The sequence below is a fragment of the Stenotrophomonas sp. STEN008 genome (genome assembly GCF_056760435.1).
This window is the reverse complement of record NZ_JBRRET010000014.1, coordinates 18,330-35,243: the sequence shown is the minus strand read 5'-3', so window position 1 is coordinate 35,243 and position 16,914 is coordinate 18,330. Positions and strand designations below refer to the sequence as shown.

Annotated in this window: 14 protein-coding genes; 4 read left to right on the top strand and 10 right to left on the bottom strand. The window is 67.5% G+C overall.

The features are described from left to right. Positions 1-7 precede the first annotated feature (7 nt). The 7 genes from ACVOME_RS09095 to dapB all read right to left on the bottom strand — a co-directional run bounded on the left by ACVOME_RS09095 (position 8) and on the right by dapB (position 11,447). Positions 8-2,251, bottom strand: a complete 2,244-nt coding sequence (locus ACVOME_RS09095; protein ID WP_065175609.1) for a type VI secretion system Vgr family protein — start codon at positions 2,249-2,251, stop codon at positions 8-10. A 200-nt stretch (positions 2,252-2,451) separates the two neighbouring features. After that, positions 2,452-4,209 (bottom strand): single-stranded-DNA-specific exonuclease RecJ, encoded by a 1,758-nt coding sequence (gene recJ, locus ACVOME_RS09090; protein ID WP_164152632.1) that lies wholly within the window; start codon positions 4,207-4,209, stop codon positions 2,452-2,454. A gap of 175 nt (positions 4,210-4,384) precedes the next feature. Next, positions 4,385-5,302, bottom strand: coding sequence for a phosphoglycerate mutase (locus ACVOME_RS09085; RefSeq protein WP_053519342.1), 918 nt, complete (start codon positions 5,300-5,302; stop codon positions 4,385-4,387). 4 nt (positions 5,303-5,306) lie between these two features. Beyond that, on the bottom strand, positions 5,307-5,771 hold the full coding sequence (gene greA, locus ACVOME_RS09080) for a transcription elongation factor GreA (RefSeq protein WP_026347191.1): 465 nt from the start codon (positions 5,769-5,771) through the stop codon (positions 5,307-5,309). An 8-nt stretch (positions 5,772-5,779) separates the two neighbouring features. After that, positions 5,780-9,022, bottom strand: coding sequence for a carbamoyl-phosphate synthase large subunit (gene carB, locus ACVOME_RS09075; RefSeq protein WP_065182678.1), 3,243 nt, complete (start codon positions 9,020-9,022; stop codon positions 5,780-5,782). Between the two features lie 150 nt (positions 9,023-9,172). After that, positions 9,173-10,300, bottom strand: a complete 1,128-nt coding sequence (carA, locus tag ACVOME_RS09070) for a glutamine-hydrolyzing carbamoyl-phosphate synthase small subunit (RefSeq protein ID WP_053519346.1) — start codon at positions 10,298-10,300, stop codon at positions 9,173-9,175. A 418-nt stretch (positions 10,301-10,718) separates the two neighbouring features. Continuing rightward, positions 10,719-11,447: a 4-hydroxy-tetrahydrodipicolinate reductase gene (gene dapB, locus ACVOME_RS09065; RefSeq protein WP_080375328.1), complete on the bottom strand. Its 729-nt coding sequence runs from the start codon at positions 11,445-11,447 to the stop codon at positions 10,719-10,721. A 68-nt stretch (positions 11,448-11,515) separates the two neighbouring features. Here dapB and ACVOME_RS09060 point away from each other — a divergent pair, with 68 nt between their 5' ends. Continuing rightward, positions 11,516-12,298, top strand: coding sequence for a 3-oxoacyl-ACP reductase (locus tag ACVOME_RS09060; protein WP_481504999.1), 783 nt, complete (start codon positions 11,516-11,518; stop codon positions 12,296-12,298). A gap of 43 nt (positions 12,299-12,341) precedes the next feature. Here the strand turns inward: ACVOME_RS09060 and ACVOME_RS09055 are convergent, their stop codons facing one another. The 3 genes from ACVOME_RS09055 to ACVOME_RS09045 are packed head-to-tail and all read right to left on the bottom strand — an operon-like array spanning position 12,342 to position 14,709. Continuing rightward, positions 12,342-12,596, bottom strand: coding sequence for a DUF6587 family protein (locus tag ACVOME_RS09055; RefSeq protein WP_262218467.1), 255 nt, complete (start codon positions 12,594-12,596; stop codon positions 12,342-12,344). Then, on the bottom strand, positions 12,596-14,458 hold the full coding sequence (gene feoB / locus ACVOME_RS09050; protein ID WP_053519515.1) for a ferrous iron transport protein B: 1,863 nt from the start codon (positions 14,456-14,458) through the stop codon (positions 12,596-12,598). Before feoB ends, ACVOME_RS09055 begins: the two co-directional genes overlap by 1 nt. Continuing rightward, positions 14,455-14,709 (bottom strand): FeoA family protein, encoded by a 255-nt coding sequence (locus ACVOME_RS09045; RefSeq protein WP_053519514.1) that lies wholly within the window; start codon positions 14,707-14,709, stop codon positions 14,455-14,457. The genes feoB and ACVOME_RS09045 overlap by 4 nt, the downstream gene beginning before the upstream one ends. 119 nt (positions 14,710-14,828) lie before the next feature. Between ACVOME_RS09045 and ACVOME_RS09040 the strand changes: the two genes are divergently transcribed. From ACVOME_RS09040 to ACVOME_RS09030, 3 genes are read left to right on the top strand one after another with little or no spacing between them, the layout of a single operon-like run. Then, entirely contained in the window at positions 14,829-15,617 is a 789-nt protein-coding gene (locus tag ACVOME_RS09040; protein WP_053519513.1) for an enoyl-CoA hydratase/isomerase family protein, read from the top strand. Between the two features lie 2 nt (positions 15,618-15,619). Further along, the gene (locus ACVOME_RS09035; protein ID WP_065175603.1) at positions 15,620-16,021 is read left to right on the top strand and encodes a VOC family protein; all 402 of its coding nucleotides are present in this window, start codon (positions 15,620-15,622) and stop codon (positions 16,019-16,021) included. After that, positions 16,018-16,911 carry a hydroxymethylglutaryl-CoA lyase gene (locus tag ACVOME_RS09030; protein WP_065175602.1) on the top strand — a complete coding sequence of 298 codons (894 nt, stop codon included), beginning with the start codon at positions 16,018-16,020 and terminating at the stop codon, positions 16,909-16,911. The genes ACVOME_RS09035 and ACVOME_RS09030 overlap by 4 nt, the downstream gene beginning before the upstream one ends. Positions 16,912-16,914 lie beyond the last annotated feature (3 nt).

Below are 16,914 nucleotides of genomic sequence, written 5' to 3'. Positions count from 1 at the left end.
GTGCTGTTCAGCAGTTGAGCTTGATCTCGCTGCCGTTGACTGACACACCGCCTGCGTCGATGACCACTTCCGAGCCACCGGCGGTGATCTTGATGGCGCTGTCGGTGATCTCGATGACCGAGCCACCCACCTTGGTGGACAGCTTGACCGCCGACTCCAGGCTCATCGCGCCATCCGAGCCCTGGCTGTGCGTACCGGTCACGTCCTGGCTGAAATTGCCGGTGACGTCGATCACCCGCTCGCCGACATTGCTGTCGTCGACCTTGCCCTGCACGCTGCGCTTGTCATGACCGGTAATGGTCACCTCCCGCGCGGCGTTCAGCGTCTCCGTCACCAGTCCGCCAACCGTGCGACTGGAGGTCGAGGTGACGGTCTCTGTCCACGTGCCGGTGCGCTGGCTGGTGAAGTTGCCGGTCAGGGTGGTCTTGAAGTCGCCGGTGATGGTTTCGGTATAGCCGGCTGCGGAGATCGTCTTGGTTTCGCCTGCTTCGTACTTCTCGGTCACCGCGCCGGTCACATTGGTGGTGCGGGTGCCGGTAACGCCGAGCGTGTCGGTGCCGGTGACCGTGATGCCACGGTTGCCGCCGACGCTGATGTCCTGGTTGGCGCCGACGTCCATTCGATGGTTGACCGACACCGATGTGGACTTGTTGTTCTTGACGCTGGCGTTCTGGTCGTTGAGCACGGTGGTGACCATGTCACGCTGCGCCCGCATGTTCAGCAGCTCGCCACCGGCGCCATCATGCATGGTGATCTCATTCCAGCCCGCGCCCTTGACCGTCTTCGACTTGAGGCCGCTCACCTCCATGCCGAACGGCGGCATGTTGTCCTCGTTGTAGACACGACCGGTGATGATGGGGCGGTCCGGGTCGCCATCGAGGAAATCGACGATCACCTCCTGGCCCACGCGCGGCGGCGACACGCCACCCATGTCGGCGCCTGCCCACGGACTCGCACTGCGGATCCAGCACGAGGCATTCTCGCGGCGATCGAGCTGGCGGTCCCAATGGAACTGCACTTTCACCCGGCCATAGCGGTCGGCATGCAGCTCCTCCCCCGGCGGACCGACCACGGTGGCGGTCTGCGGACCCGGCATGCGCGGCCACGGCGTCCGCCGCAGCGGCCTGTAGGGGATACGACGGCGCAGCACCTCGGCCTGCACTTCAACACTCGGGGCTTCAGCGCTGCCGAAATCGGCAGCGAAATTGTTGTGGCCTTCCCGCTGCACACTCACCACGAAGAAGCTGCGGTCGGTATCGTCACGTCCGATGAAATCCGGGTGCCGCTCTAGTTCGAAGCAGGCGCCGGCATCGAGTTCACCGGCATTGCCCGCGCACTCGAACAGCTTGGTCGGCCACGCCACTTCCTCGTTGCGCACCGCCGCCAGCGCCTGGCCAATGCGGCTGTTGGTGAAACGCGCCGCACCGTCGTAGCGGTACTGCTCGAGCGGCGGCAGCAGGCCCAGCGGCACCTGATTGCCCTGGTTGCCATCCAGCGTCTGGCCCGGCTGCTTGAAGTCGAAACTGCGCAGGGTCTGCACGCTGGGCCCGACGCGTCGGCGTGCACCCCAGCGGTGCAGGCCGGTGCTGGCCAGCGTGCCCTGGTCGGACACGAACGCGATGGGCTGCGGTTCGCCGTGCGCGGTGCTCAGCGTTGAATCGTCGCTGATCACCATCGTATGGCCCTCTTCGTCATGGACGAAGCTGTAGTACAGGCCGGCATCTTCCAGCAGGCGACTGACGAAGGCGAAATCGGACTCGTTGTACTGCACGCAGTACGGCAGCGGCGGCAGCTTGCCGGCATTGAGGTCGTAGCGGAACTTCGCCAGCTGTGCGTAACCCTGGAACACCTCCTCGATGATCTGCAGCACGTTGCGGTCCTGGAAGATCCGGCAGTTGCAGGTGTAATCGAGGAAGGCGAACCAGGGCGCGAGCTCGGCCCGGTAGGCACTGAACTGGGCCTGTTGGCCGGTACTGGCGAACTCGCGAACGTAGCCGTGCACGCTGCGGTTGCCGAATTCATCACCCAACTGCAGGCGCAGCGGCTGCCCGACCAGCTGTTTCAGTTCCAGCCGCGGCTGGACCGACAACAGTTCGATACGGTAGGCGAACGGGCTGGACACCGCCTCGCTGCCCTCGAAACGCTTGACCAGGAAAGTGTCCGGATCCAGAGCGGTTTCGACGCGGATCAGGCGTCGGTCCTGGTGCAGGCGCTGCAGTGCGGCGCCGGGAAGCAGTGATTCGGCGTACATCGGGCGTTCCGTCGTCCCATGTTGGTCGTGGCCCGACTTTGCCACCGGCAGGTGACATGCGCCAGCTTTTTGACGCTTTTGCCTCTGGATAAAGAGATGAATTCATTAAGGAAATTCAGGGAACTGCGAATTTCCTCACATTTCCTTCCCCGCGACCCCGTCGCCAACGCTGGCCCCGGCGGGAGTGCGCGAACGCTGCCTCACGCCGGCAGGCAATGCTCGACAATCAGCTGGATGGCGCTACCACCGCGATAGTCGTCGCAGGCCAGCCGGTAGGCCAGATGCACATGGCGGCTCGGCGCATTGCCGTGCCAGCCGCCAAAATGGATCGCGTTGATCGTGCCAGGCACGCCAGGCAGGCGCAGTTCCAGCTTGAGGTGGCGTTCCTTCAGCACGCGCCAGTTGGCCACCTCGAAATGGCCATCGAACAGCGGCTCCGGGAAGCCCTGCCCCCAAGGACCGGCCAGGCGCAGCGCATCGGCATGGCGATGGTCGAGCTCGTCCGCTGCCAGTTCGCCGTCGCTGAGCACCTGCTGTTGAAGTGCCGCTGGGTCGAGCATCTCCAGCACGACGGCAACGAAGGCCGCCTTGAAGGCGTCGACATGATCGAGCCGCAGGCTGAGGCCGGCCGCCATGGCGTGACCGCCGAAGCGCTCGATCAGGCCGGGATGTCGTGAATCGACCAATGCCAGCGCGTCACGGATATGCAGGCCCGGAATCGAACGCGCGGAGCCGCGCAGGGTGTCGGCACCGGGCTCGGCCGGCGCGAAGGCGATCACCGGCCGGTGCAGGCGATCCTTCATCTTCGAGGCCACCAGACCGACCACGCCCGGATGCCACTCGGCATCGAACAGGCATGCCGCCACCGGCCGCTGCCCGGCCATGTCCAGCACAACTCGGGTCAGCGCCTGCTCGGCATCGTCGGTCATCGACTGCTGCACGGCGCGGCGTTCCGCATTGATCTGCTCCAGCGTCTGCGCGATCTCCCGCGCCTGCCGCGGGTCCTCGGTCAGCAGCAGCGCGATGCCCAGCGCCATGTCTTCCAGCCGACCGGCGGCATTCAGGCGTGGGCCCAGGGCGAAGCCGATGTCGGTCGCGGTCAGCCGCGCCGCGTCGCGCCCACTGGCTTCGATCAGCGCCTTCAGGCCGACACAGCCCTGCCCCGAACGCAATCTGCGCAGGCCCGCACTGACCAGTGCGCGGTTGTTCGGATCCAGCGCCACCAGGTCGGCGACGGTGCCGACCGCCACCAGGTCCAGCAGCGTGGTCAGGTCCGGGCCCTTGCCATCGGCGAACACGCCGGCCTCGCGCATCCGCCGGCGCAGCGCCATCAGCACGTAGAAGATCACGCCGACACCGGCCAGCGACTTGCTGGGAAATGCGTCGCCATCCAGGTTCGGATCGACGATCACGTCGGCCGCAGGCAACTGCGGGCCCGGCAGATGATGGTCGGTGACCAGCACCTGCCAGCCACGCGCCTTTGCGGCCGCGACTCCGGCATGGCATGCAATGCCGTGGTCGACGGTGACCAGCAGGTCCGGCTTCAGCGCGGCCAGTTCCTCCACCAGCGAGGGCGACAGTCCATAGCCGTGCACCATCCGGTTGGGCACCGCATGGAAGACATGCTGTGCGCCGAGCATGCGCAGGCCGCGCACGCCGACCGCACAGGCGGTAGCGCCATCACAGTCGAAATCGCCGACCACCAGGATGCGCTTGTCATTGGCGATGGCCTCGACCAGCAGGTCGACCGCAGCGTCGATGCCGGTCAGCAGTTCGGGGGCATGCAGATTGCCCAGCTTCGGCAGCGCCAGTTCCGGCGTCCCCGCGCCACGGCTGGCATAGAGACGTGCGAGCAGTGGCAGCGTTCCCTCCGGCCATGCAGCCGGCGTCGCTGCCTCACGGCGTCGGATTGTCGGCGTATCGGAAGACGGCAGCGCTGGATCGGCGGCAAGGGACATCGGCATCGCCGGTTACGAAAGACAGAGGGATGATACCGCGCGTGGGAGAGGCTGGCGGGATTGCGCCCGGCACCTGCGGTAGTGCCGGCCGCTGGCGGCAACCCCGGCAAACATCGGGGTCAGAGCCGTTCTCCGATGGAAAACGGATCCGACCCCCGCTCGACCGAGTCCCCGGTCAGTCGTGCAGCTGGCGCGGCTTCTTCCAGAACTGCCAGCGCTGTCCGCGATCCAGCTGGAACTGCAGGCCGTCCTCGAAATCGAGCACCAGCCGCTGCAGTTCGCCACGCTTCAACGCGGCCAGCAGCGGGCGGATCGCCTCGTTGCCCAACTGCTGCAGCGAACGCAGCTGGCGCAGGTCAACCAGCGCATCGACAGCCTGCTCACCATCCACCGCCACGCCAGCGGCCTGCGCCAGGCTCTGCAGCAGCGCATCGCGGCTGCGCACCTGCGCATGCACCGTGCTGACCGACACCGGCATCACGCCACCGCCCCAGAACCACAGCGAATTGATCGGCTGCTGGCCCTGCGCGGCACGCTGCTGGTTCCAGGAGTGGTTGTGCAGCAGCACCTGCGCCTCGGTCATCAGCGCCCGCCAGCGGCGGCCGCCCTCGCCTTCCGGCAGGTGCGAGAACAGGTCATCGCCGAGCACCTCGTCGGGACCGTCGAACGCCGGCAGTGCGGTATCGATCGGCAGCCGCAGATACCAGCGCGACGGATCAGGCGCGTCGAGCACGAAGCCGGCCTCGGCGAACAACGGCTGCAGCACCGGCAGCAGGGCGAGGCTGTCTGCCAGGGTTGGTCGCAGGGTTTCGCCGTAGGCCATCATCCGCGCGCCATGCATGTCCGGCACCATGCAGGCCGGATCGGCGCGCAGCCAGCTGGCACCGGCCGCATCGCCCACGTCACGCTGGCGCGTCAGCGCGGCCACCGGCCAGTGCGGCGCGGCAACCGTGAAATGGCGCGTCAGCTGCGCCCGTTCACCCGGCTCGACCTGCACCGCTGTGGCACGGCCAAGCGCACGTGCCACATCGTCCGGCAGCGCAGCCGCGGCAAAGCGGCTGCGTGCGGGCAACAGCAGGGTCGCCGTCGCCACGTGCTCAGTCCACGTAGCTGACGCTGACGATCTCGTACTCGCGCTGGCCTGCCGGGGCGTCGATCACGATCGAATCGCCTTCCAGCTTGCCGATCATCGCGCGCGCCACCGGCGAGGAAATGGCGATCAGGCCCAGCTTGATGTCCGCTTCGAGGTCACCCACGATCTGGTACTTCTTCTCTTCGTCGGTTTCCACGTCGGCCAGGGTCACGCTGGCGCCGAACACCACCTTGGAGCCGGCATTGAGCTTGCTCACGTCGATGATCTCGGCGTGTGACAGCTCGCCTTCCAGCTGCTTGATGCGGCCTTCGATGAAGCCCTGTTCCTCGCGCGCGGCGTGGTACTCGGCATTCTCCTTCAGGTCGCCATGCTCACGCGCTTCAGCGATCGCGGCGATCACCTTCGGCCGCTTGACCGACTTCAGGTGATCCAGTTCGTCGCGCAGCTTCTGCGCGCCCTTCATCGTGATGGGGGCTCTCATGCATTCAACTCCTTGTGCAGCTCCTGCAGCGACCAGACGGGGCCGGTGCCGCGGAATTCCAGTGAATCCACCAGCGCCTTGGCGCCGGCAATGGTGGTCGAGTAGGTGACGCGGTGCTGCAGCGCCTCGCGACGGATCGAGAACGAGTCGTTGATCGCCGAGCGACCTTCGGTCGTGTTGACGATGTAGACGATCTCGCCGTTCTTGATCGAATCGACGATGTGCGGACGACCCTCGACCACCTTGTTGATGATCTCGCACTGCATGCCATGCTGCTGCAGCCAGGCGGCGGTGCCACGGGTGGCCACCAGGCTGTAGCCGCGCGCCAACAGCGCCTTGGCGACCGGCAGCACGCGCTTCTTGTCCGGGTCGCGCACCGACACGAAGGCCTTGCCGATCGGCGGGGCCTTGATGCCGCCGGCTTCCTGCGCGCGTGCGAAGGCGGCGTTGAAGCTGCGACCGACGCCCATCACCTCGCCGGTGGACCGCATTTCCGGCCCGAGGATCGGGTCGACGCCCTGGAACTTGGCGAACGGGAAGATCGCTTCCTTCACCGAGTAGTAGTCCGGCACGATCTCTTCGGTCGCGCCCTGCTCGGCCAGGGTCTTGCCGGCCATGCAGCGTGCGGCGATCTTGGCCAGCGGCATGCCGGTGGCCTTGGACACGAACGGCACCGTGCGCGAGGCACGCGGGTTCACTTCAAGCAGGTAGACGGTGTCGTCGCCCTCGTCGCTGGTCTGGATCGCGAACTGGGTGTTCATCAGGCCAACCACGTTCAGCGCCTTGGCCAGCTCCACCACCTGGCGACGCAGCTCGGCCTGGGTCTCGGCCGACAGCGAGTACGGTGGCAGCGAGCACGAGGAGTCGCCCGAGTGCACGCCGGCTTCTTCGATGTGCTCCATCACGCCACCGATCAGCACGTTGCCATCCTTGTCGGCGATGATGTCGACATCGCACTCGACAGCGTTGTCGAGGAAGCGGTCCAGCAGCACCGGCGAATCGTTGGACACCTTCACCGCATCACGCACGTAGCGGGCCAGATCGGCTTCGCCGTACACGATCTCCATCGCACGGCCACCGAGCACGTAGCTCGGACGCACCACCAGCGGGTAGCCGATCTCGCGGGCCAGCAGCAGGGCTTCCTGGTCGTTGCGGGCGATACGGTTCGGCGGCTGCTTCAGGCCTAGCTTGTCCACCAGCTGCTGGAAACGCTCGCGGTCCTCGGCCAGGTCGATGGAGTCCGGGCTGGTGCCGATCACCGGCACGCCATTGGCTTCCAGCGCGCGCGCCAGCTTCAGCGGCGTCTGCCCGCCGTACTGCACGATCACGCCCTTCGGCTGTTCCAGCTCGACGATCTCCAGCACGTCTTCCAGCGTCAGCGGCTCGAAGTACAGGCGGTCGGAGGTGTCGTAGTCGGTCGAAACGGTTTCCGGGTTGCAGTTGACCATGATGGTTTCATAGCCATCCTCGCGCAGCGCCAGCGCCGCATGCACGCAGCAGTAGTCGAACTCGATGCCCTGGCCGATGCGGTTCGGACCGCCGCCCAGGATCATGATCTTGTCGCGGTTGCTCGGCGCGGCCTCGCACTCGTCCTCGTAGGTCGAGTACAGGTAGGCGGTGCCGGTGGCGAACTCGGCAGCACAGGAGTCCACGCGCTTGTAGACCGGGCGCACCTTGTGGGCACGACGCAGTGCGCGGATGGCCGCTTCGTTGGTGCCGGTCAGCTGGGCCAGGCGGGCGTCGGAGAAACCGGCACGCTTGAGCTTGCGCAGACGCGCAGCGTCGAGCGCGTCGATGCCGTCGGCAGCCACTTCGCCTTCGGCAGCGATGATTTCCTCGATCTGGTCCAGGAACCAGTGGTCGATGAACGACAGCGCATGGATCTCTTCCACGCTCATGCCGGCGCGGAACGCGTCGGCCACGTAGAACAGGCGCTCCGGACCCGGTGCCTTCAGCTCGCGGCGCAGGGTCTGCAGGTCTTCCTCGTTGGCCAGGTCCAGGCCGGTCGGGTCGAAGCCGACCTTGCCGGTTTCCAGGCCGCGCAGCGCCTTCTGTACCGATTCCTGGAAGGTGCGGCCCATCGCCATGACTTCGCCCACCGACTTCATCTGGGTGGTCAGGCGTGCATCGGCGGCCGGGAACTTCTCGAAGGCGAAGCGCGGGATCTTGGTGACCACGTAGTCGATGGACGGCTCGAACGACGCCGGGGTCAGGCCACCGGTGATCTCGTTCTTCAGTTCGTCCAGGGTGTAGCCCACGGCCAGCTTGGCGGCCACCTTCGCGATCGGGAAGCCGGTGGCCTTGGAGGCCAGCGCCGAGGAGCGCGACACGCGCGGATTCATCTCGATGACGACCACGCGGCCGGTCTTCGGGTTGATGCCGAACTGCACGTTGGAGCCGCCGGTATCGACGCCGATCTTGCGCAGCACGGCGATGGAGGCATCGCGCAGGCGCTGGTATTCCTTGTCGGTCAGGGTCTGCGCCGGGGCCACAGTGATCGAGTCACCGGTGTGCACGCCCATCGGATCGAGATTCTCGATCGAGCACACGATGATGCAGTTGTCGGCGGTGTCACGCACCACCTCCATCTCGAATTCCTTCCAGCCCAGCACCGACTCTTCCACCAGCACTTCGGTGGTCGGCGACAGTTCCAGGCCGCGGCTGACGATTTCCACCAGCTCTTCGCGGTTGTAGGCGATACCACCGCCGCTGCCGCCCAGGGTGAAGCTCGGACGGATGATGGTCGGGTAGCCGACGCGGGTCTGGATCTCCAGCGCTTCGTCCAGCGTGTGAGCGACGGCGGCGGTCGGGCACTCCAGGCCGATCTCGCCCATCGCCACGCGGAACAGCTCGCGGTCTTCGGCCATGCGGATCGCTTCGCGCTTGGCACCGATCAGCTCGACGTTGTACTTCTCCAGCACGCCGTTGTCGGCCAGGTCCAGCGCGCAGTTCAGCGCGGTCTGTCCCCCCATGGTCGGCAGCAGCGCGTCGGGCTTCTCCTTGGCGATGATCTTTTCGACCGTCTGCCAGTTGATCGGCTCGATGTAGACGGCGTCGGCCATCTCCGGGTCGGTCATGATCGTGGCCGGGTTGCTGTTGACCAGCACCACGCGGTAACCCTCGTCGCGCAGGGCCTTGCAAGCCTGGGCACCGGAGTAGTCGAACTCGCAGGCCTGGCCGATGACGATCGGGCCGGCACCGATGATGAGGATGGTCTTTAGGTCAGTGCGCTTGGGCATTTTCTTCTCTAAGTCAGTACAGCGTGACAAGGGGGAGTGATCGCACGCTGTCGATCAGGAATCTCGATCCGCAGCGCCGCGCCGGGAGGCAGCAGCAATGCGGGGGCTTACGGTCCATCGCGGTGCCACCGGTCGCCGGTGGCCTGCGGATCACGCCTTGGCCTGTTCCATCAGGGTCACGAAACGGTCGAACAGCGGACCGACGTCGTGCGGGCCCGGCGACGCTTCCGGATGGCCCTGGAAGGAGAACGCCGGCACATCGGTGCGTGCGATGCCCTGGTTGGTGCCATCGAACAGCGACCGGTGGGTCACGCGCAACGTCGCCGGCAGGGTGGCTTCATCGACCGCGAAACCATGGTTCTGCGAGGTGATCATCACCCGGCCACTATCCAGGTCCTGCACCGGATGGTTCGCACCATGGTGGCCATGGCCCATCTTGACGGTCTGCGCGCCCGAGGCCAGGCCCAGCAGCTGGTGGCCCAGGCAGATGCCGAAGGTCGGAATCTTCACGTCGATGAAGGTCTTGATCGCGGCGATCGCGTAATCGCACGGCTCCGGGTCACCCGGGCCATTGGACAGGAAGACACCGTCGGGCTTCAGCGCCAGCACTTCAGCCGCCGGGGTCTGCGCCGGCACCACGGTCACTTCGCAGCCGCGTTCGGCCAGCATGCGCAGGATGTTGGTCTTCACGCCGAAATCGTAGGCCACGACCTTGAAGCGGGCCGGCACGCTGACGAAGGCGTTGGCATCCAGGTCCAGCTGGCCCTCGGTCCAGACATAGGTCTTCTCGGTAGTGACGACCTTGGCCAGATCCATGCCCTTCAGGCCCGGGAACTTGCGGGCGGCTTCCAGCGCCTTCTCAACATCGATGTCACCTGCCATCAGCGCACCGTTCTGGGCGCCGTTCTCGCGCAGGATGCGGGTGAGCTTGCGGGTATCGATGCCAGCGATGGCCACCACGCCACGCTGGATCAGCCAGTCCTGCAGCGACACCTGGCTGCGCCAGTTGCTGGGGCGGCGCGGCACATCGCGCACGATCAGGCCGGCCGACCACACCTTGGAGGCTTCGTCGTCCTGGTCGGTCATGCCGGTGTTGCCAATATGCGGATAGGTCAGCGTGACCATCTGCCGGGCGTAGGACGGATCGGTCAGCACTTCCTGGTAACCGGTCATGGCGGTGTTGAACACCACTTCACCGACGGACAGGCCGGGCGCGCCTACGGATTCGCCCTCGAATACGGTGCCGTCTTCGAGGACGAGGATTGCGGCTTGGGTCACGGAAATCTCACTTTGGCTACCGAGGGGGTGCCGAAGTCACGCCTGTGCTTCACGGAAATCCGGTTGCAAAAAAGCGCGGACGTACGGTTCAGGACCGGTCCGGCTTTGGTGATTCGGCGAGTGCGAATTGTAGCGCTGCCGGAGCGCTCGCGCCAGCGGTTGAATCGTTTCATGAACAGGCGACTGCGTATTCATTTCAATCCGGCAGCGTATGCGGTCCATCTACGGTAGCGGGGGGGGGGGGGGGGGCCGGCCGGGGGGCACGCCCCCCCCCCCGCCGCCCCCCCCCCCGCCCGCCCGGGCGCGCGCCCCCCCCCGCCGCCCCCCCCCCCCCCCCCCCCCCCCCCCCCCCCCCCCCCCCCCCCCCCCCCCCCCCCCCCCCCCCCCCCCCCCCCCCCCCCCCCCCCCCCGCTACCGGTTAACGGGGTCCGTCCAGCAGGTCGCGCACCCGGTAGCTCCCGGGCGCCCGCCCCTGCAGCTGGCGGGCGGCAAACAGCGCACCGCGGGCGAAGATGTCGCGGTTGGTCGCCCGGTGGACCAGTTCGATGCGCTCGCCCAGGCCGGTGAACTGCACCAGATGCTCACCCACGATATCGCCGGCCCGCAGGCTGGCGTACTGCGGATCCGCCCCACCCCGCTGCGCGGCTGCGCCCAGGGTCAGTGCCGTTCCCGAGGGCGCATCCTTCTTCTGCGTATGGTGCGATTCCACGATGTCGCAGTCCCAGCCCGACAGGGCCTGCGCAGCGCGCTCGACCAGCTCGTCCAGCACCGCGACACCGAGGCTGAAGTTCGAAGCCCACACCAGCGGAATGCGCGCCGCGGCGGCGTCCAGCGCTTGGCGCTGCGCACTGGAGATGCCGGTGGTACCCGATACCAGGCCTGCGCCGCGTTCAACGCACAGGGCCAGCATCGCATCGAAGCCTTCCGGCAGGCTGAAGTCGATGGCCACATCGAATGCCGGCGCCCCTGCCAGCTCGCTGGCGGCAAAGAACGGCACTCCGTCGACCACCCGCTGGGCCGGCGCGCGGCCGGTCACCGCCGCCACGATCTGCAGGGTTTCGGGATGATCGGCGGCCAGCCGCAGCAGGGCCTGGCCCATGCGCCCGGAAGCGCCGTGAATGAGCAATCGCAGGGGAGTCTGGTTCATGCCCCGCAGGCTAGCGGCAGCATGCCCGGTCCGGCAAGCATCATCGCTGCTACGCTGCAGGACTCTTCATGCAATGGACCGCATTTCCCATGCAGATCAGCGAACAGCTGGTACTGGTCACCGGCGCTGGCCGCGGCCTCGGCCAGCATATCGCCCGCGCATTCGCCGCGCAGGGTGCCCGGATCATCATCAACTACCACCGCAGCGAGGCGGCCGCACGTGCGCTGGCGGTGGAGCTGGGCGGGCAGGCACTCGCGCTCCGCGCCGACGTCACCGACCGGAGCCAGATCGAGGCACTGCTGCAGCAGGCGCTGGCGCATTTCGGCCAGGGCGTGACCACCGTGGTCAACAACGCATTGGCCGATTTCTCCTTCAATGGTGATGCGCGCGACGGCGCCGCCGACATTGGCTGGCCGGCGTTCCAGGCGCAGTTCGAAGGCAGCGTGCGCGGCGCGCTCAACACCGTGCAGGCCGCCCTGCCCGGCATGCAGGCGCGCGGTTTCGGCCGCATCATCAACATCGGCACCAATCTGTTCCAGAACCCGGTGGTGCCCTATCACGACTACACGGCCGCCAAAGCCGCCCTGCTTTCGCTGACCCGCACCCTGGCCGGCGACCTGGGGCCGCAGGGCATCACCGTCAACATGCTGTCCGGCGGCCTGCTGCGCAGCACCGATGCCAGCGCGGCGACACCGCAGGCGGTGTTCGATTACATCGCCGCCAACACGCCACTGCGCAGCGTGACCACGCCGGCCGAGTTCGCCGACGCCGCGCTGTTCTTCGCCAGCCCCTGGGCGCGCGCGGTCACCGGCCAGAATCTGGTGGTGGACGGTGGGCTGGTGCGGGATTGACGCTTCGGCGAGCGCAGCAGCCCCCCGCTCTCTCCCGGCATCGTCAGTGCTGCTTCGGCGGCGTCGGCCCGCAGCTGTCGCAGCCACCACAGGCACTGCCGCCGCCACTGACAGGCGGCGCGATCCTGCGGCCCAGCGCCTGCAGCCAGTCGGCGCGGCCGGGCTTGAGCAGCGCCAGCGCCAAGGCGCCGCGCATCCTGCGCACGCTGCCGGGGAACTGCTTTTTCAGTACGACCCATGCGCTGACCAGCACGGCCAGCGCAACGAGCAGGTACTGGAGCAGCAGTCCTGCGTCCATCAGCCGCCTCCCAGCGCCACGGTCACCTGGTAGGTGATCAGCGCTGCAACGTAGGCCGCTGCGAACAGGTAGAACGCCGCGAAACCCATCTTCTTCCACGAGTTGGTCTCACGCTTGATGGTGGCCAACGTGGAAATGCACATCGGCGCATAGATGAACCACACCAGCAGCGACAGGCCCGTGGCCAGCGACCAGCCATCGGCCACCACCGGCGTGAGCGCCGAGATCGCCGCATCGTCGTCGGCCGCGGACAGCGCGTACACCGTCGCCAGCGAGGAAACCGCCACTTCACGCGCGGCCAGGCCCGGAATCAGTGCGATGCAGATCTGCCAGTTGAAACCCAGCGGGGCGAAAACCGCGGTCATCGCATGGCCGATGCGGCCGGCGTAGCTGTAATCGATGGCCGGCAGCGTGGCGTCGGCAGGCGCACCGGGGAACGACAGCAGGAACCACAGCAGCACGGTCAGCGCCAGGATGATGCCGCCCACGCGCCGCAGGAAGATCATGCCGCGCTCATACAGGCCGACTGCCAGATCACGCGGATGCGGAATACGGTACGAGGGCAGCTCCAGCATCAGCGGATGCTCGCTCTTGTCGCGGCGCCACTTCTTCATGACCCACGACATCGCCAGCGCGCTGAGGATGCCGGCCACGTACAGTCCGAACAGCACCAGGCCCTGCTGGTTGAAGATGCCGACCTTGCCATCGGGAATGAAGGCGGCGATCAGCAGGGCATACACCGGCAGGCGGGCCGAACAGGTCATCAGCGGCGCCACCAGGATCGTCGCCAGCCGGTCGCGTGGATCCTGGATGCTGCGGGTGGCCATGATGCCCGGCACCGCGCAGGCGAAGCTGGACAGCAGCGGGATGAACGAACGCCCCGACAGGCCGGCCGCGGCCATCAGCCGATCGAGCAGGAACGCTGCACGTGGCAGGTAGCCGGACTCTTCCAGCGCGAGGATGAACGCGAACAGGATCAGGATCTGCGGCAGGAACACCACCACGCCTCCCAGGCCGGCGATGATGCCGTCGGTCAGCAGGCTGGTCAGCGGCCCCTCCGGCAGCGCGCCACCGACCACCTCGCCCAGCCAGCCGAAGCCGGCCTCGATGCCATCCATCAGGGGGGTCGCCCAGGCGAACACCGCCTGGAAGATCAGGAACATCACCACGACCAGCGTCACCAGTCCGAACACCGGGTGCAGCAGCCAGCGGTCAAGCGTGTCGTCGATCTTCGCGGTGCGTGCCGGCATGCGCACGGCCACCGCCAGGATGTCGCGTACCCGGGCGTGGTAGTCGATGCCGTCCTCGGCCGGCGGCACCGGCGCATCCAGGTGCGGCACCATGCGGTCCAGGCGCTCGACCAGCGCACGCGCGCCCTGCTTGCGTACCGCCACGGTCTCGACCACCGGCACGCCCAGCTCGCGCTCCAGCGCTGCCACGTCCAGCTGGATGCCACGGCGCTCGGCCGCATCCACCATGTTCAGCGCCACCACCATCGGTTTGCCCAACTCGCGCAGTTCCAGTGCGAAGCGCAGGTGCAGGCGCAGGTTGGTGGCATCGATCACGCACAACAGTACGTCCGGCGCGGCCTCGCCCGGATAGAAGCCGCGGCACAGGTCGCGGGTGATCGCCTCGTCCAGGCTCGCCGGGTGCAGGCTGTACGCACCCGGCAGGTCAAGCACGGCGAACTCGCGGCCGGAGGGTGCGCGCAGGCGTCCTTCCTTGCGCTCGACGGTCACGCCGGTGTAATTGGCGACCTTCTGCCGGCTGCCGGTCAGCTGGTTGAACAGGGCGGTCTTGCCGCTGTTCGGGTTACCGACCAGCGCGATGCGCAGGGGGGCGGCAGTGGCGGATGCGGTCATGCACGTCTTTCCTGGCTGGCAGCGTCGATCACGACGCGCTTGGCTTCACTGATACGCAGTGCGAAACGGGTGAACCCGACCTGCACCAGCAACGGCTCTCCCCCCAGTGGGCCCTTGGCCACCAGGCGGACCTCCTCGCCCTTGACGAAGCCCAGCTCGCGCAGGCGGCGGGCAATGGCATCGTTGGCATGCAGGTCCTGCACGGAGTCGACCACGGCCGAGGTATGCAGGGGCAGTTCGGACAGCGTCATCTAGCCTGTTCTCTGCTGGATGTAAATGGTTCTCGATTCTAACATTCCCGCGTCGCGTCATGGCCCATGACCAATGGCCCGCTATGATCCATACAGGTATGGAGTGACCCTGGAATCCCATGAACGATGCTTTGCAGATCGAGCGCAGTGGCGCCGTCCTCACCCTCTGGCTGAACCGGCCGGAGCTGCACAACGCCTTCGATGCCGGCCTGATCGCCCGGCTGACCGCCGCGCTGGAGGCGGCCGGGCGGGAAGACGCGGTGCGCGCGGTGGTGGTGGCCGGCCACGGCGCATCCTTCTCGGCCGGTGCCGACCTGCAGTGGATGCGGGGCATGGCCGCCGCCAGCGAGGCTGACAACCGCGAGGATTCTCTGGCCCTGGCGCGCCTGATGCGCACCCTGGACGAACTGCCCAAGCCGACCCTGGCCCGGGTCCACGGTGCCGCCTTCGGCGGGGGTGTCGGCCTGGTCGCCTGCTGCGACATCGCCATCGCCAGCACCAGCGCCCGGTTCGGCCTGACCGAAAGCCGCCTTGGCCTGCTGCCGGCCGTGATCTCACCGTACGTGATCGAGGCGATCGGGCCGCGTCAGGCCCGCCGCTGGTTCGCGACCGGCGAGCACTTCGACGCCGACACCGCGCTGCGCATCGGCCTGGTGCACCAGCTGGTGGAACCGGAGCGGCTGGACGAGGCGGTGCAGCGCCAGCTGGCCCTGCTCGACAAGGCCGGCCCGATCGCCTCAGCGTCGGCCAAGCGCCTGGTCCGGCAGGTCCGTGACAGCCATGACCGCGATGCGCTCGACCGCGACAATGCCGCCCTGATCGCGCGCCTGCGGGTCTCGGCCGAGGGTCAGGAAGGCCTGGGCGCCTTCCTCGACAAGCGCGCCCCCCATTGGGTCACGGAGGCCTGAACATGCTCGATCATCTTGGTTTGACCAGCGCCGACCTGGCGCGCAGCAGGGCGTTCTTCAGCCAGGCACTGGCCCCACTGCAGATCGGCGTGGTGATGGAGGTCACCGCGGAGCAGACCGGCACCCATGACCAGGTCGGCTTCGGCCGCGATGGCAAGCCGTTCTTCTGGATCGGCAATGGCGGCAGCGTCAGCCATGGCGTGCACGTCGCCTTCGCCTGTACCGGCCGCGCGCAGGTGGACGCGTTCCATGCCGCCGCCCTGGCCGCCGGAGGACGCGACAATGGTGGTCCCGGCGTACGTCCCTGGTATCACCCGAACTACTACGCCGCCTTCGTGCTCGACCCGGACGGCAACAACATCGAGGCGGTCTGCCAGCGCCCCGCTGCGGAGACGGAGGCATGAGCGACTACGTCCGCATCGTCGAGGTCGGCCCGCGGGACGGCCTGCAGAACGAAAAGCAACCGGTCTCTACGGCCGACAAGATCGAGCTGATCAACCGCCTGTCGGCCACCGGCCTGCGCAGCATCGAAGCGACCAGTTTCGTCAGCCCGAAGTGGGTGCCGCAGCTGGCGGATGCCGCTGAGGTCTATGCCGGCATCCAGCGCCGGCCCGGCATCCACTATCCAGTGCTGGTACCGAATGAACAGGGCTACGAGCGGGCGCTCGCGGTCGGCGTGGAGGAAGTGGCGGTGTTCACGGCCGCCTCCGAGGCGTTCAACCGCACCAACACCAACGCCGGCATCGACGAGTCGCTGGCCCGCTTCGAGCCGATCCTGCGCCGCGCCGCCGCCGATGGCGTACGGGTACGCGGCTATGTCTCCACCGTGCTGGGGTGTCCCTACCAGGGCGAGGTCCCCCTGGCCGATGTGGTGCGGGTGGCGCGCGCCCTGCACCAGATGGGCTGCTATGAGATCTCGCTGGGCGACACGATCGGCGTCGGCACGCCGCGCAAGGCGCGGGCGATGCTGCAGGCAGTCGCCACGGAGATCCCGATGAGCGCGCTGGCCGTGCACTTCCATGACACCTACGGGCAGGCCATTGCCAACATCGCCACCTGCCTGGAAGAAGGCGTGCGCGTGGTCGACAGCGCCGTCTCCGGCGCGGGCGGCTGCCCTTACGCGAAAGGCGCCAGCGGCAACGTCGCCAGCGAGGACGTGGTCTATCTGCTGCAGGGCCTTGGCCTGGACAGCGGGGTGGACCTGCCGGCGCTGGCGGAAACCGGTCGTTGGCTGGCCGGCCTGCTCGGGCGTGCGACCGCCAGCCGCACCGGCCAGGCCCTCGCGGCCGTCTGATCC

Excerpts from the sequence above, each read along its gene's own strand:
- ACVOME_RS09095 (WP_065175609.1), bottom strand. The coding sequence starts at position 2,251 with ATGTACGCCGAATCACTGCTTCCCGGCGCCGCACTGCAGCGCCTGCAC.
- carB (WP_065182678.1), bottom strand. The coding sequence starts at position 9,022 with ATGCCCAAGCGCACTGACCTAAAGACCATCCTCATCATCGGTGCCGGC.
- dapB (WP_080375328.1), bottom strand. The coding sequence starts at position 11,447 with ATGAACCAGACTCCCCTGCGATTGCTCATTCACGGCGCTTCCGGGCGC.
- ACVOME_RS09045 (WP_053519514.1), bottom strand. The coding sequence starts at position 14,709 with ATGACGCTGTCCGAACTGCCCCTGCATACCTCGGCCGTGGTCGACTCC.
- ACVOME_RS09055 (WP_262218467.1), bottom strand. The coding sequence starts at position 12,596 with ATGGACGCAGGACTGCTGCTCCAGTACCTGCTCGTTGCGCTGGCCGTG.
- feoB (WP_053519515.1), bottom strand. The coding sequence starts at position 14,458 with ATGACCGCATCCGCCACTGCCGCCCCCCTGCGCATCGCGCTGGTCGGT.
- ACVOME_RS09060 (WP_481504999.1), top strand. The coding sequence starts at position 11,516 with ATGCAATGGACCGCATTTCCCATGCAGATCAGCGAACAGCTGGTACTG.
- recJ (WP_164152632.1), bottom strand. The coding sequence starts at position 4,209 with ATGTCCCTTGCCGCCGATCCAGCGCTGCCGTCTTCCGATACGCCGACA.
- ACVOME_RS09040 (WP_053519513.1), top strand. The coding sequence starts at position 14,829 with ATGAACGATGCTTTGCAGATCGAGCGCAGTGGCGCCGTCCTCACCCTC.
- ACVOME_RS09030 (WP_065175602.1), top strand. The coding sequence starts at position 16,018 with ATGAGCGACTACGTCCGCATCGTCGAGGTCGGCCCGCGGGACGGCCTG.
- ACVOME_RS09035 (WP_065175603.1), top strand. The coding sequence starts at position 15,620 with ATGCTCGATCATCTTGGTTTGACCAGCGCCGACCTGGCGCGCAGCAGG.